Annotated in this window: 18 protein-coding genes and 1 riboswitch; of the genes, 13 read left to right on the top strand and 5 right to left on the bottom strand. The window is 64.1% G+C overall.

All coding sequences use genetic code 11. The annotated features are described in order from the left end of the window. Positions 1–58: 58 nt before the first annotated feature. Positions 59–577: a c-type cytochrome gene (locus PAN08_RS15695; protein WP_269792450.1), complete on the top strand. Its 519-nt coding sequence runs from the start codon at positions 59–61 to the stop codon at positions 575–577. Positions 578–697: 120 nt separating this feature from the next. Then, positions 698–2,431 (top strand): ExeM/NucH family extracellular endonuclease, encoded by a 1,734-nt coding sequence (locus PAN08_RS15690; protein WP_269792449.1) that lies wholly within the window; start codon positions 698–700, stop codon positions 2,429–2,431. A gap of 100 nt (positions 2,432–2,531) precedes the next feature. On the opposite strand, the gene PAN08_RS15685 is transcribed toward PAN08_RS15690, so the two are convergent. Further along, a complete protein-coding gene (locus PAN08_RS15685) occupies positions 2,532–3,392 on the bottom strand; it encodes an EamA family transporter (RefSeq protein WP_269792448.1) in 861 nt (286 codons plus the stop codon). 63 nt (positions 3,393–3,455) lie between these two features. Here PAN08_RS15685 and PAN08_RS15680 point away from each other — a divergent pair, with 63 nt between their 5' ends. The 3 genes from PAN08_RS15680 (at position 3,456) to PAN08_RS15670 (ending at position 6,978) form a co-directional block, all read left to right on the top strand. Next, positions 3,456–4,127 carry an alpha/beta fold hydrolase gene (locus PAN08_RS15680; protein WP_269792447.1) on the top strand — a complete coding sequence of 224 codons (672 nt, stop codon included), beginning with the start codon at positions 3,456–3,458 and terminating at the stop codon, positions 4,125–4,127. A gap of 3 nt (positions 4,128–4,130) precedes the next feature. After that, positions 4,131–5,228, top strand: coding sequence for a cell division protein ZapE (zapE, locus tag PAN08_RS15675; protein WP_269792446.1), 1,098 nt, complete (start codon positions 4,131–4,133; stop codon positions 5,226–5,228). A gap of 223 nt (positions 5,229–5,451) precedes the next feature. Further along, entirely contained in the window at positions 5,452–6,978 is a 1,527-nt protein-coding gene (locus PAN08_RS15670) for a VWA domain-containing protein (RefSeq protein WP_269792445.1), read from the top strand. A 119-nt stretch (positions 6,979–7,097) separates the two neighbouring features. On the opposite strand, the gene PAN08_RS15665 is transcribed toward PAN08_RS15670, so the two are convergent. Then, positions 7,098–7,907, bottom strand: a complete 810-nt coding sequence (locus PAN08_RS15665; RefSeq protein ID WP_269792444.1) for a DUF2884 family protein — start codon at positions 7,905–7,907, stop codon at positions 7,098–7,100. A 269-nt stretch (positions 7,908–8,176) separates the two neighbouring features. Further along, a riboswitch (cobalamin riboswitch) is annotated at positions 8,177–8,397 on the top strand. Between the two features lie 268 nt (positions 8,398–8,665). Between PAN08_RS15665 and PAN08_RS15660 the strand changes: the two genes are divergently transcribed. The 5 genes from PAN08_RS15660 (at position 8,666) to PAN08_RS15640 (ending at position 14,964) form a co-directional block, all read left to right on the top strand. After that, positions 8,666–10,975: a ribonucleoside-diphosphate reductase subunit alpha gene (locus tag PAN08_RS15660; RefSeq protein WP_269792654.1), complete on the top strand. Its 2,310-nt coding sequence runs from the start codon at positions 8,666–8,668 to the stop codon at positions 10,973–10,975. A gap of 148 nt (positions 10,976–11,123) precedes the next feature. Continuing rightward, positions 11,124–12,146 (top strand): ribonucleotide-diphosphate reductase subunit beta, encoded by a 1,023-nt coding sequence (locus PAN08_RS15655; protein ID WP_269792443.1) that lies wholly within the window; start codon positions 11,124–11,126, stop codon positions 12,144–12,146. 357 nt (positions 12,147–12,503) lie between these two features. Continuing rightward, a complete protein-coding gene (locus tag PAN08_RS15650; protein ID WP_269792442.1) occupies positions 12,504–12,908 on the top strand; it encodes an acyl-CoA thioesterase in 405 nt (134 codons plus the stop codon). Positions 12,909–12,964: 56 nt separating this feature from the next. Then, entirely contained in the window at positions 12,965–13,783 is an 819-nt protein-coding gene (locus PAN08_RS15645; protein WP_269792653.1) for an NAD-dependent protein deacetylase, read from the top strand. Between the two features lie 71 nt (positions 13,784–13,854). Then, on the top strand, positions 13,855–14,964 hold the full coding sequence (locus PAN08_RS15640) for an NADH:flavin oxidoreductase/NADH oxidase (protein ID WP_269792441.1): 1,110 nt from the start codon (positions 13,855–13,857) through the stop codon (positions 14,962–14,964). A gap of 42 nt (positions 14,965–15,006) precedes the next feature. Here the strand turns inward: PAN08_RS15640 and PAN08_RS15635 are convergent, their stop codons facing one another. Next, the gene (locus PAN08_RS15635) at positions 15,007–15,939 is read right to left on the bottom strand and encodes a LysR family transcriptional regulator (RefSeq protein ID WP_269792440.1); all 933 of its coding nucleotides are present in this window, start codon (positions 15,937–15,939) and stop codon (positions 15,007–15,009) included. Between the two features lie 138 nt (positions 15,940–16,077). On the opposite strand from PAN08_RS15635, the gene PAN08_RS15630 reads away from it, so the two are divergent. Both PAN08_RS15630 and purU read left to right on the top strand, forming a co-directional pair. Continuing rightward, positions 16,078–16,341: a DUF2798 domain-containing protein gene (locus tag PAN08_RS15630; RefSeq protein WP_269792439.1), complete on the top strand. Its 264-nt coding sequence runs from the start codon at positions 16,078–16,080 to the stop codon at positions 16,339–16,341. 105 nt (positions 16,342–16,446) lie between these two features. Continuing rightward, positions 16,447–17,298, top strand: a complete 852-nt coding sequence (gene purU / locus PAN08_RS15625) for a formyltetrahydrofolate deformylase (RefSeq protein WP_269792438.1) — start codon at positions 16,447–16,449, stop codon at positions 17,296–17,298. A 187-nt stretch (positions 17,299–17,485) separates the two neighbouring features. Here purU and PAN08_RS15620 read toward each other — a convergent pair whose 3' ends face one another. Then, positions 17,486–18,109, bottom strand: coding sequence for a nicotinamidase (locus tag PAN08_RS15620; RefSeq protein WP_269792437.1), 624 nt, complete (start codon positions 18,107–18,109; stop codon positions 17,486–17,488). A 97-nt stretch (positions 18,110–18,206) separates the two neighbouring features. Between PAN08_RS15620 and PAN08_RS15615 the strand changes: the two genes are divergently transcribed. After that, entirely contained in the window at positions 18,207–18,905 is a 699-nt protein-coding gene (locus PAN08_RS15615) for an MgtC/SapB family protein (RefSeq protein ID WP_269792436.1), read from the top strand. A 185-nt stretch (positions 18,906–19,090) separates the two neighbouring features. On the opposite strand, the gene metE is transcribed toward PAN08_RS15615, so the two are convergent. Next, positions 19,091–21,385, bottom strand: coding sequence for a 5-methyltetrahydropteroyltriglutamate--homocysteine S-methyltransferase (gene metE / locus PAN08_RS15610; RefSeq protein WP_269792435.1), 2,295 nt, complete (start codon positions 21,383–21,385; stop codon positions 19,091–19,093). Between the last annotated feature and the right edge of the window lie 115 nt (positions 21,386–21,500).

Here is a 21,500-nt window from a genome sequence, read left to right as displayed (position 1 = left end):
CTGGTCTATACTCGCCGGCAGCCATGGTCCACCGACTACTCGCCAGGGGTGTTGAGACGTGCGGAATTACGACCTCGAGTTTCTCAAGCGCTTTTCCATCGTGATCGCCATTCTGGCCATCATCACGATCGGCCTGATCTTCTTTGCGTCCTACTTGCAGAGCACCATTCCCACCGAGGTCTCGCCGACGGCGGCCAAACGCCTTGAAGAACGCATTGCGCCCATCGGTGCGGTGTACGCCGGTGCCACGGGCGCTTCAGCCCAGGCCGCTGCGGCGGCCGCTGCCACTGCCGCTGCAATGGCCAGTGGTGCCTATGGCGGCACGCTGGACGGCAAGGTGATCTTCGACAACCTCTGCACCGCCTGCCATACCACTGGTGTGGGCAAGGCGCCGACGCTGGATCATTCGCATTGGGATGCGCGTCTGGCTCAGGGCAAGGACACGCTCTACAAGCACGCCATGGAGGGTTACACCGGCCCGGATGGCGGGATCATGCCGCCCAAGGGGGGCAACGCCGGGCTCAGCGAGGAACAAATCCACGCGGCGGTGGATTGGATGCTCGACAACCTGAAATAGAAAGCCGCCAGACTCGGCAGCAGGCAACCGGCCTGATTGCTGCAGAATATCCAGCGCCGCCTACTTGAGGCGGCGCTTCTGTTTCCGCTTCCCATGTTTCGTTTTCCCTCGGAGTCGTCCATGCGTTGTTCCCTTTCGTTACTCGCCCTGGCCTTGGCTGCGGCATGCACTGGCCCGGCCTTGGCGGCCCCCCCGGCAACCTTGTTGCCCATCGGCAAGGTGCAGGGCGGCGGGGAGCGCAGTCCTTACGAAGGCAAGCCGGTCACGATCGAAGCCATGGTCACCGCCGACATGCGCGATGGCTTGGGTGGGATATACGTACAGGACGCCGGTGATGGCGATGCGGCAACCTCGGATGGCCTGTTCGTGCGCCTGCCTGACGGCCAAGCGGTGCAGGTCGGCCAATGGCTGCGCATCAGTGGCACGGTGCAGGAGCAGGCTGCCGGCAAGGGCGGCCAGTCGCTGACCACGCTGCAGGCCGGCACGGTGACGACGGCTGCATCGCGCGCGGTACCTGCGGTGACCGTGATCGAAGACATACCCGCCAGCTGGGAAGCACTGGAAGGTATGCAGGTGCGCATCGCCGCGCCGCTGACGCTGGCCGGGCAGGATGGATTGCAGCGTTACGGCGAACTCACCGCCGCGTTCGGTGGCCGTTTGTGGCAGCCCAGTGAAGTGGCCGTCGCTGGCAGCCCGGAGCAGGCCGCCGTGATTGCCGACAACGCACGGCGCCGCCTGCGCCTGGACGATGGCAGCAGCAAGCGCGATCCGGGTGGCGTGTCGTATCTGGCCGAAGGCGTGGTGCTGCGTACCGGTGCGCAGTTGACTGGCGTGCAGGGCATCGTGGACCAGCGTTATGACGGCGACTACCGTCTGCAACTGACCGCACCGTTGACGGTGAGCAGTGATCTGCGTCCGCTGCAGCCGCCGACGGTGGCCGGTGGCCTGCGTATCGCCGCGTTCAACCTTGAGAACTACTTCAATGGCGACGGCAAGGGCGGTGGCTACCCCACCCTGCGCGGCGCCAAGACGGCAGAACAGCAGGCTGCACAGCAGGCCAAGCTGATCACCACCATCCGTAGCCTCGGTGCCGATGTTGCGGCGCTGATGGAGCTGGAGAACGACGGCTACGGCCCGGGCTCGGCCATCGACCAACTGGTGCGTGCCCTCAACGAAGGGCAGGGCAAGCACGGCGATTGGATGTTCGTCGATGCCAAGCAGGGCCCGGGCGACAACCCGATCCGCGTCGGCATCATCTACCGCAGTTCAAAGCTGAGCCCGGTCGGCAAGCCCGCAGTGTTGGAGCGCGAACCGTTTGGCGAACGCAGCCGCGTGCCGCTGGCGCAGGCGTTCCGTATGGGACGCAACGGCACGCCGTTCGTGGTGGTGGCCAACCACTTCAAATCCAAGGGCTGCTCCGAAGCCAGTGGCGCCGATGCCGACCAGAACGATGGCCAAGGTTGCTGGAACGCCACCCGCGTTGAATCAGCGCGACTGCTGCACCAATGGCTGCTGGGCGACCCCACCGGCAGCGGCGGCAAAGATGCGGTGCTGCTGGGTGACTTCAACGCCTATGCGATGGAAGAACCGATCCGCACCTTGAACGCCGACGGTTGGCAGGATGCGTTCAAGGTCGCAGGCGTGGCGCAGCCGTACAGCTATGTCTACAACGGCCTGACCGGACGTCTGGACCACGCCTTGCTGAGCCCTGGCATGGCCGCGCGGCTGAAAGGTGCGGCGGAGTGGCACACCAACGCCGATGAGGCGGATGACGCCGGCTACCAGGGCCGCAATGTGCCCGGCCCATGGCGCAGCTCGGATCACGATCCGCTGTTGCTGGGCTTTGAACCGTAAGTTCCGGAGCTGAAAGCTGCCCCTCCCCAACTCTCCCTTTCGCGCAGCGAAGGGCAGGGCGGGAGGGGCCGTTGCTGTTGGAGCTTTCCAGCAGAGAGAGCTACAACGTCCCGCGTGCGATCAACCCAATCGCCACCACTGCCAGTAGCAGGCCCGCACGGTTCAACCGGCTGGTCTTTTCGCCAAACACCCACACGCCGACCAGCGCGCCCAGGCACACCACGCCGATGTTCATGCCGGCGAAGATGGTTGCCGGGCTGTGCGGCATCGCCTGATGGGCGCGCACGTAAAACAGAATGTTGCCGAAGTTGATCAGGCCCAGCAGAAGCCCATAACCGAGGTTGCCCGCCGTCAGTTTCGACGTGCCGCTGATGTGCCGCTGCAGCTGCCATGCCAGCATCAATACGAAGGCAATGCCAAAGCTGACCAGCAATGCCGCCGTTGACGGTGTACCCGCCAACGCCACGCGCTTGAGCAGGATGTCGATCAGTGCGAAGCCGATCCACACGCCCAACAACCAGCCCCAGGTGCCGCCTGCGCGGCTGGCGGTTTCGCCGTTGCGTGCGCTGACGCCGACGATAGCCAGCAACCCCAGGCCCAGGCCTGCCAGCTTCCAACCGTTGGCATGTTCACCAAACAGCAGGAACGCTGCCGCCAATGACAGCAGCAGTGACAACCGCTGGGCGACGTCGCTGCGTACGATGCCGGCCTCGCGCACCGCGCGCGCCAGCACCAGGAAGATGCCGGGCAACGCTACCGCCAGGCCCAGCAGTGCCAGCCACGGCGTGTGCCCGCTCTGTAGCGTCTGCAGCGAGGGCTGCAGCACCAGCAGCGACAACGCGCTGGCAGCCAGATAGTTCCAGGTCACTGCCTGGGCAATGTCGATACCACGGCGCGGGGCCAGCTTCAGCAGCACCGACACCAGCACGCTGCAGGCCACACTCAGGATCAGGAAAAGCATCGTTTCGGCTACCGTGAAGACAATGGCGGTGGAGCCGCCGGACAGGGCCGGTATTATGGACGGATGCAAACGCCCTCATTCCCCCACGAATCGGCGACCTTGACCCTGGATGGCCCGGCTGGGCCGCTGGAGCTTGGCGTCGATCTTCCCGATGGTGATGCCGCACCGCGTCCCATCATCGCGGTCATCTGCCACCCGCTGTCCACCGAAGGCGGCAGCATGCACAACAAGGTGGTGACCATGGTCTCGCGCGCGCTGCGTGACCTGGGCATCACCACGGTGCGCTTCAACTTCCGTGGTGTCGGCGCTTCGGCTGGCATTTACGACAACGGCGAAGGTGAAGGTGACGACCTGCGCGCGGTGGCCAACTGGGTGCGCAGCCAGCGCCCGGACAACACGCTGTGGTTGGCCGGTTTCAGCTTCGGTGCCTATGTCTCGCTGCGTGCAGCCGCTGCATTGCAGCCGCAGGCATTGATTTCCATTGCCCCGCCGGTGGGCCGTCGCACCTGGGATTTCAGCCAGGTGCAGCCACCGTCCAACTGGCTGGTGGTGCAGGGCGACGCCGACGAGATCGTTGATGCGCAGGGCGTTTACCAGTGGCTGGAGTCGCTTGAAAACCCGCCGCAACTGGTACGCATGCCCGACACCTCGCACTTCTTCCATCGCAAGCTGATTGACCTGCGTGGCGCGATCCAGCATGAAGTGCGGCGCTGGCTGCCCGACAGCAGCAGCTGAGGCATGGACACGATGACCCCCTCACAACGCTACGCCGCCGGCGTGGCTCGCGGCGATTGGCGCGACGATCCTGACCAGCACCCGGCCCTGACCGAGCTGGACCGCATCCATGAAGCGCTGCTGGATTCGGCGCAGGACGGCTGGCTGGACCGCCTGTCCGCCTTCTGGAAGAAGCCCGAGCCGGTCAAGGGTTTGTACTTCTGGGGTGGCGTGGGCCGCGGCAAGACCTTCCTGGTCGACCTGTTCTACGACGGGCTGCCGATCGAACAGAAGTACCGCACCCATTTCCATCGCTTCATGCGCGGCATCCACGAGCGTCTGCGCGAGCACCAAGGGCAGAGCGACCCGCTGGCCAAGATTGCCCAGGAATGGCGCAACAATCTGCGCGTTCTGGTGCTGGATGAATTCTTCGTCACCGACATCGGCGACGCCATGTTGCTGGCGCGCTTGCTGGAGCGCTTGTTCGCCGAAGGCATCACGTTGGTGACGACTTCCAACACGGCTGTGGAAAACCTGTACCTCAACGGCCTGCAACGCGACAGTTTCCTGCCGGCCATCGCACTGCTGGAGAAGCACTGCGTGGAGCTGTACGCCCAGGGTACCGAGGACTACCGCATGCGCGCGCTGACGCGCTCGCCGGTCTATCGCGCGCCGTTGGATGGCGATAGCGAAACGTGGCTGGGCGGACGCTGGAAGGAGCTGAGTGGCGGCGAAGAATCGCGCAGCGGCAACATCGCCATCGAGGGCCGCAAGATTCCGGTGCGTGGGCGCGGCAAGAGCATCGTCTGGTTTGATTTCGCGGCACTGTGCGAAGGCCCGCGTGGGCCTTCGGACTACATCGAGATCGCACGCGAATTCAACACGGTGCTGCTTGGTGGCATCCCGCATTTCGACCGCATGAACGAAGACGCCGCGCGTCGCTTCGTCAACCTGATTGACGAGTTGTACGACCGCCAGGTCAACCTGGTCTGTACCGCACAGGACGCGCCGCCGCTGCTGTATTCCGGCACCCGCCTGGCCGGGGCCTTCGAGCGCACCGCCAGCCGCCTGATCGAAATGCAGAGCGCGGAATACCTGGGTACTGCGCACCGGAACGGGTAGGGCGGGGAACGGGGGATTGCTTCTCCCGCGTGCGGGAGAAGGTGCCCGCAGGGCGGATGAGGGGCCGGCGAAGCCCGTTTCCGGGTAAGCGAAGCCATGCTTCAGCGGGAATGCCCCAGCCGCGCATGGCCCGGCGCGCCCGTTAACCCCACTGACCACCGTCGCCCGTTCCTGTTCCTGCACGCCGCAGCACGCGGCACTCTCACGCACAGGAGCAGGGACCATGAGCTATCGGAATGCATCCACGTTGAAGCGTCGGCCGGTACGTACCGCCGCCTTCGCCGCAGTCGCCACGCTGCTGGTCGGCTTGCCGGTGGTGACAGCTGCGCGCCTGGCACCGGCATCGCCTCCGACCCCGGTGGTCGAAGGCGACCTGCAGGCACCGTCCTCGTTGCGGGTACGTCAGACCCGGCCGAACTTCCAGGCACCCACGGCGACTGCCTGCAGCGATACGCCAGTGCTGCGCGAGGTGGCCGATCCTTATCCTGAATCGCAGCAGCGACGGGCGTTGAAGTCCAGCAGCAGCCGTCACGCCGCCATGAAGGGCAGCGACGATGCGGCGGTGGCGGAAATGATGGCTCCCCCTTCTCCCGCTGCGCCGCCAATGCCGAGCCCGCTGCCGCCGCCGCTCAAGGCGCTTGCCAGCGAGGTGCATTCCACCGAGGGCATGGCGTTCCGCGCGGAACCCACCGCGACCGCCGTGCGTCAGCAGCAACAAACGCCGGTCACCGCAGGCGTGGTCGATGACAACGCCGACTTCGGCGGTTTCCTGCAGTTCCTGCAGGGGCATGAAGAATCCAAACAGTTGGGCCGCGACATCGGCGTGCGCCAGCGTCTGCGTGTGGTGGATGCGCAGGGCCGCCCGGTGCCTGACGCTGAAGTGGCGGTAAGTGCCAGCAACGGCGCGCGGATGTGGGCACGCACCGATGCCGGTGGTCAGGTGTGGCTGCATCCCAATGCTTTTGATGATCGCGACACCGCCAGCTACCAAGTGCAGGTGCGACGCGCTGGCAAGACAGTGAGCGCCCCACTGCAGCGTGGGCAGAAGAACACCCTGCAGGTGGTGATGGCCGATGCCGCGCTGCCGGCACGCGCGAAGCTGGACCTGGTGTTCATGGTCGATGCCACCGGTTCGATGGGCGATGAAATCGACAAGCTGCGTGAGTCGTTGCAGGGCATCGTGCGCGAGATCGGCAAGCTGCCGTCCAATCCGGACATCTGCCTGGGGCTGGTGACCTACCGTGATCGCGGCGATGAGTACTTCGTGCGCGGCTGGGACATGACGCACAACGTGGCCGCGTTCCAGCAGGTGCTCGATGGTGTGCAGGCCAATGGTGGTGGTGACTTCCCCGAGGCCATGAACGAAGCATTCGATCACTCGGTGCAGGCGCTGAACTGGCGGGGGCCGTCGACCACGCGCGTACTGGTGTCATTGGCCGATGCGCCGCCGCAGATGGGCTATCCCCAGCCGCGTTACGACCAGACGATGCTGGCCGCGCTGGGCAAGGGCATCAAGGTATTCAGTGTGGCCGCCTCCGGCCAGGACACCACCGGCGAGATCGTGCAGCGACAGATTGCCCAGTACACCGGCGGGCGTTTCATCTTCCTCACCTACAAGGACGCCGCGGACCCGACCAGTGGCCCCGGCAGCGAGACCGTGCACGAGGTGAGCAATTACTCGGTCGATACCTTGGACAAGCTGGTGGTGCGGCTGGTGCGTGAGGAACTGGCGCAGTTGCCGAAGGGGTGAAAAACCGGGGTTTGTGATTCGGACCGGAGCTGTAGCTCCCTCCCTTGTCGCGGGAAGCGTGGGGGAGGGACGGGTTTTATGGCCTTTCGCGTCTGGCCAGCGGCGCGATCCGTACCGCGTTATCGCGGTGGCAGCGGGATGCTGTTGTCCTGCATGTGCTCGCGGGTCGCCATCGTCGCGGTATCGCCGGTCACGCGCATCATCTGCAGCGGTTGGCCGTTGAGGCGGAACTCCAGCGCCGACTGCAGTCGGTCCAGCACCTGCACCTGCGCGCACAACGATTGCGCATGCTGCTCCAGGGCATGGGTGCGGTGCTGTAGACGCTGCTCCAGTTCGGCGTCGAGTTTATCTGCGCGCGCATCCAGTTTGTCTTCGCCGCCGGTGAACACCACCCACAGCATGCTGCGGGCGATGGAGCCGCTCAGGCTTTCGGCGGCGTCCTGCACCCGGGCTTCGAAATCTTCATTGAACAGATCCTGTTCCCAGCGGCCGCGCCCGATGGTCTGCTCGACAAAGCGTTCGGCCTCCTTGCGTAACTTGCGCACCTTGCGTGAGTTGGCGTTGCCGGTCAGACCTTCGTAAACGGCGTCCAGCGTGTCGAAGCTGATGCCCACCGATTCGTTGGCGATGCCGGTCACCGCCGGCATCAGCTGGCGCACGCCATGCTCCAGTGCGCGCAGGCGTTGTGCGTCCTGGGCCGAGACGGCCTGCATCTGGTTGTCGATGCTTAGCTGGCCATCGTGGAACACGATCTCGCGCATCGGCAGCACATCGCGCCGCAGCCAGATGCCGCCACCGTCCACCAGTACGTTGTAGTCGGTCGCCACGCCGCATTGGTCCGCGGACAGGGCCGGGGACGTGACCGGGCCGGCCTGTACCGCCAGCGGCAGCAGCACGGCCAACGGAATGGTGATGGGCAGCAGGCGCATGGCGGGGATCTTCCAACGGGGCGGCAGCGACCAGCTTGGCGGCTCACGGCAATGGCGGCGTAGGCCGGAAGTCACCCTTGGGAATTTCATCAGAAATTTACGTCTTCAAAGCGAAGGCTTACCTGCGAAAAAGTCTCCAAACCGCTTGACTGCGCACTCCGTTCGGGCACGTCCACATGCGCCGGCCGGGTCTCGAAAGGCATAAGCCTTGCGCTGCAAGGGTTGACGAAAATTCACCACATTTCGTGTTGACCGTGTCATCTACCCCCACTATCTTGTGGCTCGTCGGTTCTGGTGGGTTTGCGCTCACTGGATTGAAAGGGAAGCTGGTGACGCCTTGAAGGGCTATTCCAGCACTGCCCCGCAGCGGTAAATGGGAACGACCCCGTCAATGCACTGAGGCTCAGCCCTTGGGAAGCGACGGAGTAGGAGAAGGCCCCGGCCTTCATGCCCATGAGTCCGAAGACCTGCCGACAGCCGCGCGAAGCACACCGCGCGGTGCCGGCTGCGGTGTCTTCGAGGGGAAGATGGCTGGCGACGTAGTGCTGTTGACGCCGACCGATGGTCGGGTGCGTCTCGGCTGCTGCGACGCCGTCCTTCCATGCTCCTGATCCCGCTCACCGGCCTCGGTTTCCTGCGAGGGCAGGGGCTTGCGTGCAACACGCCATGAAGGACACACCGTCGTGACCACTTCCGCTACTGAAGTCGCCCCGGCCGAGGCCGGCTTTGAACTGACCCCGCCGCCCACCGCTACCGCCATGAGCGTGACCAAGCGCAATGGCAACACCGAACCGGTGGACCTGAACAAGATCGTCCGCGCCATCCAGCGTTGCTGCGAAGGCCTGCATTCGGTTGACCCGATGCGCGTGGCCACCCGCACCATCTCCGGTTTGTACAACGGTGCTACCACCCAGGAACTGGACGAACTGTCCATCCGTACCGCAGCGCTGCTGATCGGCGAAGAGCCGGAGTACGGCCGCCTTGCCGCGCGTCTGTTGGCCAACTTCATTGCCAAGGAAGTTTCCGGGCAGGAAATCCATGCTTTTTCGCAGTCGGTGGGCCGTGGCCACGAAGTGGGCCTGATCAACGACCGCCTGCTCAACTTCGTGCAGATCAATGCACGCAAGCTCAACGACGCCATCGACCCGGCGTTCGACCTGAATTTCGATTACTTCGGCCTGCGCACGCTGTATGACCGCTATCTGCTGCGCCACCCGCACACGCGCAAGGTCATCGAGAATCCGCAGCAGTTCTTCCTGCGTATCGCCAGCGCACTGAGCGAAGACGTGCCTGAAGCACTGGCGCTGTACCAGCGTTTGGGCAGCCTGGATTACCTGCCGTCCAGCCCGACCCTGTTCAACGCCGGCACCAGCCACGAGCAGCTGTCCTCGTGCTTCCTGCTTGACTCGCCGCAGGATTCGCTCGAATCCATCTATGCCAAGTACGGCGACATCGCGCAGCTGTCCAAGTTCAGCGGCGGCATCGGCGTGAGCTACAGCCGCGTGCGTTCGCGCGGTTCGTTGATCAAATCCACCAACGGCCATTCCAACGGCATCGTGCCGTGGCTGAAGACGCTGGATTCGTCGGTGGCTGCAGTCAACCAGGGCGGCAAGCGCAAGGGCGCGGCCTGTGTGTACCTGGAAACCTGGCACGCCGACATCGAGGACTTCCTCGAATTGCGCGACAACGCCGGTGACGATTCGCGTCGTACCCACAATCTCAACCTGGCCAACTGGGTGCCGGACCTGTTCATGCAGCGCGTGGAGACCGACCAGGAATGGTCGCTGTTCGATCCGCGCGTGGTGCCGGAGTTCACCGACCTGTATGGCCCGGCATTCGAGCAGGCCTATGTGCAGGCCGAAGCCCAGGGCAAGGCATCGCGCACCATCAGTGCGCGCAAGCTGTATGGCCGCATGATGCGCACGTTGGCCGAAACCGGTAACGGTTGGATGACGTTCAAGGACAAGTGCAACCTGGCCAGCAACCAGACGCTACGCCCGGGCAACGTGATCCACCTGTCCAACCTGTGCACCGAGATCCTGGAAGTCTGCTCCAACGATGAAACCGCCGTGTGCAACCTGGGTTCGATCAACCTGGGCAATCACTTCGACGAGCATGGCGATTTCGATTTCGACAAACTGGCCGAAACCGTGCGCTTGGCCGTGCGTCAGCTCGACCGCGTTATCGACCTGAACTTCTACCCGATTGAAACCGCACGTCGCGGCAACCTGCGCTGGCGCCCGGTGGGCCTGGGCTGCATGGGTCTGCAGGATGTGTTCTTCCGCAAGCGCCTGCCATTTGATTCGGCTGAAGCGCGCGCGCTGTCGAAGAAGATCGCCGAGACCATCTACTTCAACGCACTGGAAACCTCGTGCGAGCTGGCCACCGAACGCGGCAAACACCCTTCGTTCAACGACACCCGCGCCGCCCACGGCGAGCTGCAGTTCGATGCCTGGAACGTCGTGCCCGAAGACACCGCGCGCTGGGACGCACTGCGTGAGCGCATCAAGCAGCACGGCCTGCGCAACTCGCTGATGATCGCCATCGCGCCAACCGCGACCATCGCTTCGATTGCTGGCTGCTACGAGTGCGTTGAGCCGCAGGTGTCCAACCTGTTCAAGCGCGAGACGCTGTCCGGCGACTTCCTGCAGATCAACCGTCACCTGGTGGGTGAGCTGAAACAGCTGGGTATGTGGACGGCGGAAGTCCGTGACGCGATCAAGCTGGCGGATGGTTCGATCCAGAACGTGCTGCAGATTCCCGAAGCGCTTCGCCTTATCTATCGCACCGCATGGGAACTGCCGATGCGTTCGCTGATCGACATGGCCGCTGAGCGCGGCGCCTTCATCGACCAGTCGGCCTCGCTCAACCTGTTCATGGAAAGCCCGAACATCGGCGCGATGTCGTCCATGTACATGTACGCGTGGAAGCAGGGCGTAAAGACCACCTACTACCTGCGCTCGCGCCCGGCCACCAAGATCGCCAAGACCACGGTCAGCAGCTATACCCCGGTGGAAGCGGTGGCCTGCTCGCTGGAAAACCCGGAAGCCTGCGAAGCCTGCCAGTAACGCTACGCCTTGAAGCCCCTCTCCCGCCTGCGGGAGAGGGGTGGGGGTGAGGGCGCTCTGAAAGCAAGCAGACCCAACCCCAAGAACCACCCCTCATCCGGCGCCACGCGCCACCTTCTCCCGCAGGGAGAGGGGAATGGAGAAACCCATGTCGTCGAACAAACCCACCCAGATGCTTCTCGATCCCGGCTTCGAGCTGACGTTGCGTCCGATGCGTTACCCGGACTTCTACGAGATGTACCGCAACGCGATCAAGAACAGCTGGACCGTGGATGAGATCAATTTCCAGATCGACATCACCGACCTGCATCAGAAGATGACGCCGGCCGATCGCCACCTCATCCATCGCCTGGTAGCGTTCTTCGCCACTGGTGACTCCATCGTCTCCAACAATCTGGTGCTGAATCTGTACCAGCACCTCAATGCGCCGGAAGCGCGCATGTACCTGTCGCGCCAGCTGTACGAAGAGGCGTTGCATGTGCAGTTCTACCTGACCTTGCTGGACAACTACCTGCCGGACCCGGAAGAGCGCTTCAAGGCATTCGATGCGGTGGAAAACATCGATTCGATCAAGAAAAAGGCCGATTTCTGCTTCAAGTGGATCGATTCGCTGCAGGGCATTACCCGCATCGAAACGCGCGATCAGCGTCGCCAGTTCCTGCTCAACCAGATCTGCTTTGCCGCGTGCATCGAAGGCCTGTTCTTCTTTGCCGCCTTTGCCTACGTGTACTACTACCGTTCGCGCGGTCTGTTGCCGGGCTTGGCGTCGGGCACCAACTGGGTATTCCGCGACGAAAGCTGCCACATGGATTTCGCCTTCGAATGTGTGCGCACCATCCGTGCCGAAGAGCCTGATCTGTTCGACGCCAGGATGGAGCAGGAGGTCTACGACATGCTGGCTGAGGCGATCGAGTGCGAAGTGCAGTTCGCCGAGGACGTGTTGTCCGGTGGCGTGGCCGGCATCTCGACCCGCGACATGCGCGAGTACCTGCAGCACTGCGCCGACAACCATTTCATCAAGCTGGGCATGGCGAAGAAGTACAACGTTCGCAACCCGCTGCCGTTCATGGAATTGCAGGACGTGCAGGAGCTGACCAACTTCTTCGAGCGCCGCGTTTCGGCGTATCAGGTGGGCGTGCAGGGCGAAGTGTCGTTCGACATGGCGTTCTGATTTTCACCTACGGCATGCAGCAGCACACTGCGCATGACCCGCCCCTCCCTTTCGCGCCGCGAAGGGGAGGGCGCAACGCCCCGTAGATCCTCCACGACGCTGCGTGGTGCAAGTACGCAGCCGGGCACGAGCTGCACGCGAGCAGGACGTTGCCCAATACCGCTGTTCTCCCTCCTTGATCCCGTGCAGAAAGCCCCGGTGCACTGCGCTTGGCCGGATGGCGCAGGAACGTACCTGTTGGAGGAAGCGCTTCGCAGCCGGGGCCGCTCCAGCGAGTTGCACGAGTCATCACCCCGCATACACCGGTTGCACAGGTAGCCGGGCGTATCATTCGACCAACCTCTGAAGGCTGCCCTCATGACTCCGATTACCGAAGCCGATCCGCCCGTTGAAGTCCGCATGGCCGAGATCGTATTCCCCAACCACACCAATCACATGGGCACGCTGTTTGGTGGCCAGGCCTTGGCATGGATGGACAAAGCGGCGTTCCTGGCTGCTGCCCGTTATTCGCGTCGAACGGTGGTGACCGCGCGTTCGGATCAGGTGGATTTCAAATTGCCGATCCGTGTCGGGCAGATGGTGGAAACCATTGGTCGCGTGGTGCGGGTGGGACGCAGTTCCATGACCGTGGAAGTGGAGCTGGTTACTGAAGACCTGCATTCGGGTGAGCGGAAGTTGTGTACCAAGGGCACCTTCGTGATGATCGCGCTCGACGCCGAGGGACAGCCGACTACCGTACCGGCGCTGCCGCGACAGGATTGAAGCACGCAGCGATGAGTACCTTCTCGTTCACTCCGGCCGAGCGTCTGTCCTCGGCAGTGATCACGGAGCTGCCGGAATTCATCGCCCGGCACCGGCGCTTGTTCGTGGTGACCGGTGCCGGTTGCAGTACGGATTCCGGCATACCGGATTACCGCGATGCCGATGGGCAGTGGAAGCGCACGCCACCGGTTACCTACCAGGCCTTCATGGGTGAGGCCGGCACGCGGCAGCGCTATTGGGCGCGCAGTCTGGTGGGCTGGTCGACGTTTGGCCGCGCCCAGCCCAACACCACGCATCATGCGTTGGCAGCGCTGGAAGCCGATGGTCGCATCGAACTGCTGCTTACCCAGAATGTGGATTGCCTGCATCAACGTGCCGGCAGTCAGACCGTGATCGATCTGCACGGGCGTCTGGACCAGGTGCGCTGCATGGGCTGCGAAACACGTTCGTCGCGTGAGGTACTGCAACAGCGTCTGCTCGACACCAACCCGGGTTGGGGTGGGCTGGACGCGGGTATCGCACCGGATGGCGATGCCGATCTTGAAACGGACTTTTCCAGCTTTCAGGTGCCTGCCTGTACACAGTGCGGCGGCATCCTCAAACCGGATGTGGTGTTTTTTGGCGAGAACGTGCCGCGTGAACGTGTCGCTGCGGTGCATGCACACCTGCAGCGTGCTGATGCCGTGCTGGTGGTGGGCTCGTCCCTGATGGTTTATTCAGGCTTCCGCTTCGTTGATACGGCGGCCAAGGCCGGCCTGCCGGTGGCGGCCGTGAACCTGGGGCGGACCCGCGCCGATGCACTGTTGTCGTTGAAGGTCGAAATGCCGTGCGCGCAGGCGCTTGCATTCCTGCTCGATGGTGCCAAGACGGTGTGATCCACCGCTGCGGTTGAATCGACACCGGCAGAGGCGTCGAATGGCGCTTCTACTTTTCCGGATCACCCCACGTGAGCCATCTGTTCTCGCCCCTGTCGCTGGGCCCGCTTTCGCTTTCCAATCGCATTGTCATTGCGCCGATGTGCCAGTACTCCGCAGAGGAGGGTCAGGCCAGTGACTGGCACACCATTCATCTGGGGCAGCTGGCCCAATCCGGCGCCGGTCTGTTGATCCTCGAAGCGACCGCGGTGTTGCCGGAAGGGCGCATCAGCTGGGCAGACCTGGGCCTGTGGGACGACGCCACAGAAGCCGCGCTGGCCAAGGTGCTGACCTCGGTACGGCGCTGGTCGAAGATGCCGATCGGCGTGCAGTTGGCCCATGCCGGACGCAAAGCGTCCACCGCACGACCGTGGGATGGCGGGCGGGCGATTGCCCCGGATGACGTGCACGGTTGGCAGGTGTTGGCACCGTCCGCGTTGCCGTTCCTCGAAGGCGAACCGACACCCCAGGCGCTGGATGCCGCAGGTATCGATGCGGTGGTTGAAGCGTTCGCCGAGGCGGCGCGGCGTTCGGCACGATTGGGGTTGGATCTGATCGAGTTGCATGCGGCGCACGGCTACCTGCTGCATCAGTTCCTGTCGCCGCTGAGTAATCATCGAACCGATGAATACGGCGGCTCGCTGGAGAATCGCATGCGTCTGTTGCTGCGCGTGTTCGATGCGGTACGTGCGGCAGTGCCGGCCACGATGTCAGTAGGTGTCCGTATCTCTGCAACCGATTGGGTCGATGGCGGTTGGGATGTTGCGCAGAGCATCGAATTGGGCAGGGCGCTTGAGGCGCACGGTAACGATTTTCTGCATGTCTCCAGCGGCGGGCTGGACCCGCGCCAGCAGATTCCGGTTGGTCCGGGGTACCAGGTGCCCGTGGCCGAAGCGATCAAGGCACAGATCAGTACGCCGGTAATTGCGGTGGGCCTGATCACCGAGCCGGCGCAGGCAGAGGCGATTCTGGTGGAAGGACGTGCCGATGCCATCGGCATCGCGCGCGGCATTCTCTATGACCCGCGTTGGCCGTGGCATGCGGCTGCCGCACTGGGCACGCATATCAGCGCATCGCCGCAATACCTGCGGTGTGAGCCGCATGAAGCGCGCGGCCTGTTCGACGTTGCCCGCTGCGACTGAGCCATGAACCAACTGAGCGCCGGCGCAACACTGCGCCGGTGCTCAGCGGTGGTCGGCCCGCCATGCGGTGGGCAGGGCATCCAACACATGTTGCAGGAGTGACCGGACCTTCGGGGTGAGATCGCGGCGGTCACTCACGCACAGATACACCCGCATCGGTTCAGCGGCGGCCTGCGTGTCGTCTGCGCTATCCGAGGTAAACAATGCCTGCAGCTCACCTCGTGCGAGGTAGGGGGCCGCGACAAACGCGGCCAAACGGGTGATGCCGCCGCCCTTGGCCGCCATGATCGCCAACGCATCGATATCGTCGCTGACCAGAGCGGGCCGCACATCCGCATCGAAGCGCATGCCGTCACGCACGAAGCCCCAGCGCAGGTAGCGCCCGTCCAGTGGATAGCGGAACAGCAGGCAGCGATGCTCGCGCAGATCTTCAGGCGTATGCGGCGTGCCGGCGTCGGCCAGATAGGCGGGCGCGGCGCAGAACACGAACGGCACCTGCGCGATAAGGCGTGCCACCATGCCTTCTTCAAGTTGCGGCCCGATGCGGATGCTGACATCCACATCTTCACGTGCGTGGTCGACGTTGCGGTCAGCCAGCAGCAGTTCAATTTCGAGCCGTGGATAGCGCTGCTGTAGCGCGGGCAGCAACGGTGCCAGTACATGCCGTCCGAATGCTGCGCTGCTGGCGATGCGTAACCGTCCTGCGGGCGTCGCATCGGGGTCGGTCACGGCAGCCTGCGCGCGTTGCAGGTCGCGTTCGATATGCCGCACCTGTGCCAGGTACAGCGCGCCACGTTCGGTCAGCGCCAGCTGGCGGGTGGTGCGGTTGAACAGGCGCACGCCCAGGTGGGTTTCCAGGCGGGCGATGTTCTGGCCCACGGCGGCGGCGCTGATGCCAAGGGTGCGCGCGGCGCCGGCAAGGCTGCCGGCATCGGCGGTGCGGATGAAGCTGCGGATGGAATGGAGGATGTTCATGCCGGGCGGCATTGTCCGGGGTGATTGCAAAGTATTTCTTTATAAAGCGCCAAGCCCGGGCGATCTAGTCGAAACCAGAACCATTGCTTATCGTGGCCGGCTCGCAATCGCCGATTGGTTGTTCAAGGAACACGCACGATGCTGGAACCCCGCACCACCGCCGTCTCCCCCTGGAAGTTGCACGCGCGCGCCACGCCCTTCGTGTTTGCCTTCTTCATGGCCGGCATCATGGCCATGCTGATGTGCCTGGTGATCACTGCCGCCAATGCCGGCATTGATGCCCAGTACCCGATGCGGGTGCTGTCCGCCTATTGCCTGGCCATGCCGGTGGCGTTCTGCTGCGTATTGGTGGTGCGCCCGCTGGTGGTACGGCTGGTCGGTTTGACGGTGCACCCGCATTGAGTCGGCCTGCTGGCACGGGCGGATCCGTGTCAGCTGCAACTGCTGTTGGCCCGCTGTCGCCAGACCGGTTACTGTCCGCGACCTCCCCGTGCAATGTTGTCGGCCATGCGCCCTGATTTCATCCTTACCCTGTCCTGCCCGGACCGTACCGGCATCGTCTACCGCGTCTCCGGCCTGTTGTTTGATGCCGGCTGCAACATTCTGGATGCCCAGCAGTTTGGTGATGAGGAGAGCGGCCGGTTCTTCCTGCGCGTGCATTTCGACACCGCCGACAAGGGCGACGTGCCAGGTGTGCGTACACGGCTGCAGGCGCTGGGTGAGGAATTCGGCATGCAGTGGGAACTGCACGATGCGCGCCGGCGTGCGCGCCTGCTGGTGCTGGTCAGCAAGCAGGGCCATTGTCTCAATGACCTGTTGTTCCGCACCCACAGCCGCCAGCTGAAAGTGGATATCGCAGCCGTTGCTTCCAATCACACCGATTTTGGGGCGCTGGCCGGTTCCTACGGCGTGCCGTTCCATCACCTGCCCGTGGACGCAGACAACCGCGAACAGCAGGAGCAGCAGATCATCGACCTGGTTGAGCGCGAGCGTATCGACCTGGTCGTGCTGGCGCGCTACATGCAGATTCTGTCACCGCGCCTGTGCCAGGCGTTGGCCGGCCGCGCGATCAATATTCACCACAGCTTCCTGCCCAGCTTCAAGGGCGCGCAGCCGTACCACCAGGCACACGCACGCGGGGTCAAGATCATCGGTGCCACCGCGCACTACGTGACGTCTGATCTGGACGAAGGCCCGATCATCGAGCAGGACGTCGCGCGCGTTGACCACGCCATGACCCCGCGTGATCTGGTGCAGCTGGGCAGTGACACCGAATCACAGGTGCTGGCCCGCGCCGTACGCCGCCATGTCGAGCACCGCATCGTGCTGAATGGCCACCGCACGGTGGTGTTTCGCTGAGATGGGGTGCGGGGAAAGGGGAGCAGGAAACGGCGCAAACCGCAGCTCATGCCTCAGGCCGAAGCCGAAGGTGAACTCGACGTTGAACTTCCATCCCTTCTCCCGCCTGCGGGGGAAGGTGCCCGAAGCGCGGATGAGGCGGGCTTTGGTTCAGCTCGCGCCGTCGCCTTAACTCACTACTCCCCATTCACTCCGCAATCTCCACTCCGCCTTCGCTCAGCGCAATGCGCACCGCCGCATCATTGTTCGCTGACACCGGCCGCGTCAGGTCCCACAAAAAGCGCACCCGGAAGCCACTGATCGCGGCGTCCTGCGCGCTCCACAACACGCAGTAGTCGCGCGCCAGTCCGCAGACGTGCACCTCGGCAATGCCGCGTTCGTGCAGCCAGCCGGCCAGGCCGGTGGCGGGGCGGTCACCGCGCGGGCCGAAGTTCTCGCGGAAGGCACTGTACGAATCCACTTGGCGATCGCTGCCTTTGCGCAGGATCAGGTTGGCGTTGTTCCAATCCACGCGCGGGTCCAACGCGGCGCCGGCGGTTCCCTGTACGCAGTGGTCAGGCCACAGCGTCTGCGATTGGCCGTGCAGCGTGATCACCTCCAGCGGCTTGTGACCGCTGTATTGACTGGCGAACGAGGCGTGGTCATGCGGATGCCAGTCCTGCGTGGCCACCACGGTGGCGTACTGGCGCGAGGCCAGCAGCTTGGCGATGCCCGGCACGATGGCATCGCCTTGATGGCATGGCAGCGCGCCGCCCGGCATGAAATCGGGCTGTAGATCCACCACCAACAGCGCTATGTCTTTTGCGTACATCCACGGCTTCCTGACGCAGGGGTGTGCACAGTCTACGACTACGGGTTGGCAGAGGCCGGGCGAAGCGACGAGAACCGGCCGGCGAACAGGAGCGTGAATGATGATTTCATGGTCGGAAATGGGGCTGCGGCTGTTGCTGGCAGCGGTACTGGGCGCAGTGATCGGTATCAACCGCGGGCGTCTGGAATGGGCGGCAGGGTTGCGCACGCACATGCTGGTCTGCGTGGGGTCTGCGTTGGCGATCATCGTTTCGGCATTCGGTTTCGGCGACGTGTTGGGGCGCCCAAATGTCGTGCTTGACCCGTCACGCATCGCCGCGCAGGTGATCAGCGGCGTCGGGTTTCTGGGGGCGGGCACCATCTTGTTCCTGCAACGTGAACAGGTGATTCGTGGCCTGACCACCGCTGCCGGCCTGTGGGCGGTGGCGTCGGTCGGGCTTGCCGCCGGTGCCGGGCTGTATCTGGCCGCGCTGATGACCACGCTGCTGTTGTGGGCAATCCTGGCGTTGCTCAAGCCGTTGGAACAGCGCTATCTGCGCCGTCGCGCCCGCATCGGCCGGCTGCGTCTGCGGCTGGCCGAGGGTGCTTCGCTGGCCAAGGTGCAGGCGGCAGCCGAGGACGCTGGCCTACCGGTGAAACGCATCACCCTGCGGCGACGCGATGAAGGCAATGACATCGTCGATATCGACTGCGATCCACCACCGACGCGTGAGCAATTGCTGGACAAGGCGCAGCTGCTGGGTGCGGTGGAAGGTGTGATGTCGGTGGAACTGGCCGGGCAGGAGCGCAAACCATGACGCCGCGCCCGCAGCCACGTCACCCGGGTGCGCTGCGCTTACCCGGGTTGCATGGGCTTGGAGGTGAGGTTGCGTGGTGCTTCCGGCGGCTCCCTGCCACGGTTGGAGGCTGACGCAGGACGCGAGGAATGAGCGATGTGCAGCGGCGCTGCTTTCACTCACTCCCCTGTCCTGTTTGCTCACTCCTAGGCTGCTGCGGCGGCACGCTCGCTACGCAACGTGCGCGCAGCATTCACCATTGCTTCGAGTGCGGCGCGGGTTTCGTCCCAGCCCCGGGTTTTCAGGCCGCAGTCCGGATTCACCCACAGCTTCTGCGGTGGCAGCACAGCGCAGGCCTTGCGCAGCAGTTCCACCATTTCGGCGGTGTCCGGTACACGGGGCGAATGGATGTCGTACACGCCCGGGCCAACTTGGTTGGGGTAGTCAAAACGTGCGAAGGCATCCAGCAGTTCCATGCGCGAACGCGAAGTCTCAATCGAAATCACATCTGCATCCAAAGCCGCCACCGCTTCGATGATGTCGTTGAACTGGGCGTAGCACATGTGGGTGTGGATCTGGGTCGCATCGGCCACGCCACTGGCGCTGATGCGGAAGGCATCCACCGCCCAGTCCAGGTAGTGCTGCCACTCGGCACGGCGCAGTGGCAGCCCTTCGCGAAGCGCCGGCTCGTCGATCTGGATGGCGCGGATGCCGGCGGTTTCCAGATCGCAGACTTCATCGCGCAATGCCAGGGCGATCTGACGGCAGGTGTCGGCACGCGACTGGTCATCACGCACGAACGACCACTGCAACACCGTCACCGGGCCGGTAAGCATGCCCTTCATCGGTTTGTCGGTTAGCGATTGTGCGTATTGCGACCAACGCACCGTCATCGGCGCAGGACGGCTGACATCGCCATAGATCACCGGCGGCTTCACGCAGCGTGAGCCGTAACTCTGCACCCAGCCATTGCCGGTGAAGGCGAAGCCGTCGAGCTGCTCACCGAAGTATTCGACCATGTCATTGCGCTCGAACTCGCCATGCACCAATACGTCCAGGCCGATCTGCTCCTGCACGCGCACGCAGTGCTCGGTCTGCGCGGCGAGGAAGGCATCGTAGTCGGCGGCACTGAGCTTGCCGGACTTGTGCCGTGCACGCGCCTCACGAACGTCCTGTGTCTGCGGGAACGAACCAATGGTGGTGGTGGGGAAGTCTGGCAGGCGCAGTGCCTGCGCTTGTAGCAACTGACGTTGTGCATGCGGCGTGGTGCGGGTGCCATCGGCCGCCGAAAGTGCAGCCAGACGGCGCTTGACCGCGGCGTTGTGCACGCGCGACGAACGCCGACGCGACTCGATGGAGTCACGTGCCTGTGCCAGTGCGGGTTCGGCGTTGATGTTGCCGTCCAACGCGTCGGCCAAGGTGCGTAGTTCCTGCAATTTCTGCCGCGAGAACGCGAGCCAGCTGCGCAGTTCCGTATCCAGCTTCTTCTCAAGGGTGAGATCCACCGGGCAATGCAACAGCGAGCAGGACGGTGCCAGCCATAGCTTGTCCGGGCCACGATGGCCCAACGCATAGCGCGCCAGGATCAGCGCATTGTCCAGCGGGTTGCGCCAGATGTTGCGGCCGTTGACCAAGCCCAGCGACAGCACGCGTGAGTCGGGCAACGCGCGCAGCACGGCATCGAGCTGCTCGGGTGCGCGCACCAGATCCACATGCAGGCCTTCCACCGGCAGCGCCGCGGCCAGCGACAGGTTGTCGCCCAGCGCGCCGAAGTAGGTGGCCAACAGGATGTCCGGACGCGGCAGCTCGGCCAGCACGGCGTAGGCATGCACAAAGGCCGCGCGCGTTGTCTCGTCCAGGTCCTGCACCAGCACCGGCTCATCCAGCTGCACCCAACTGGCGCCCAGTTGTTTCAGCTCGCCGAGCAACTGCACATATGCGGGCAGCAGGTTGTCGAGCAGGTCCAGTGGATGGCTGCCATCGGTGGTCTTGGACAGCAGCAGAAAGCTGACAGGCCCCAGCAGCACGGGTCGCGTCTGGATGCCCAACGCGCGAGCTTCGCGATATTCGGTCTGTGGCTTGTCTCCGTGCAGCTTGAACACCTGGTCGCGCTGCAACTCTGGCACCAGATAGTGGTAGTTGGTGTCGAACCACTTGGTCATTTCCAGCGCATGCAGGTCCACCTCCTCGCGCTGCAGGCCACGGGCCATGGCGAAATAAGCATCCAGCGGTGCACGCTCAGCCAGGTGCCGGTAGCGCTGCGGAATCGCATCAAACAGCACGGCGGTGTCGAGTACGTGGTCGTACAGGCTGAAGTCGTTGCTGGGCGGCACATCCACGCCAGCATCGCGTTGCAGCTGCCAATGGCGTGCGCGGAGTGCGGCGGCACTGGCCTGCAATTGCGCGGCATCGCTTTCACCGCGCCAGTAGCCCTCCAGGGCGTGCTTGAGCTCGCGGCGTGCGCCGATTCGGGGGAACCCCAGGTTGGTAACGGTAGTCATGACGCTTTCCTCATTGCATGGGCATTGAGGAACGAAGGAACCGCGCGTCGTGCGCGGCTTTGCAGCCATGCCCGCCACGCCAGCGACCTTCGCCCCCGCGGGCGAACCGGATTCA

The organism is Stenotrophomonas sp. Iso1, from assembly GCF_027497995.1.
Classification (GTDB): Bacteria; Pseudomonadota; Gammaproteobacteria; order Xanthomonadales; family Xanthomonadaceae; genus Stenotrophomonas.
The sequence above is the reverse complement of the archived record's forward strand: the minus strand, read 5'-3'. Positions and strand labels throughout refer to the sequence as shown.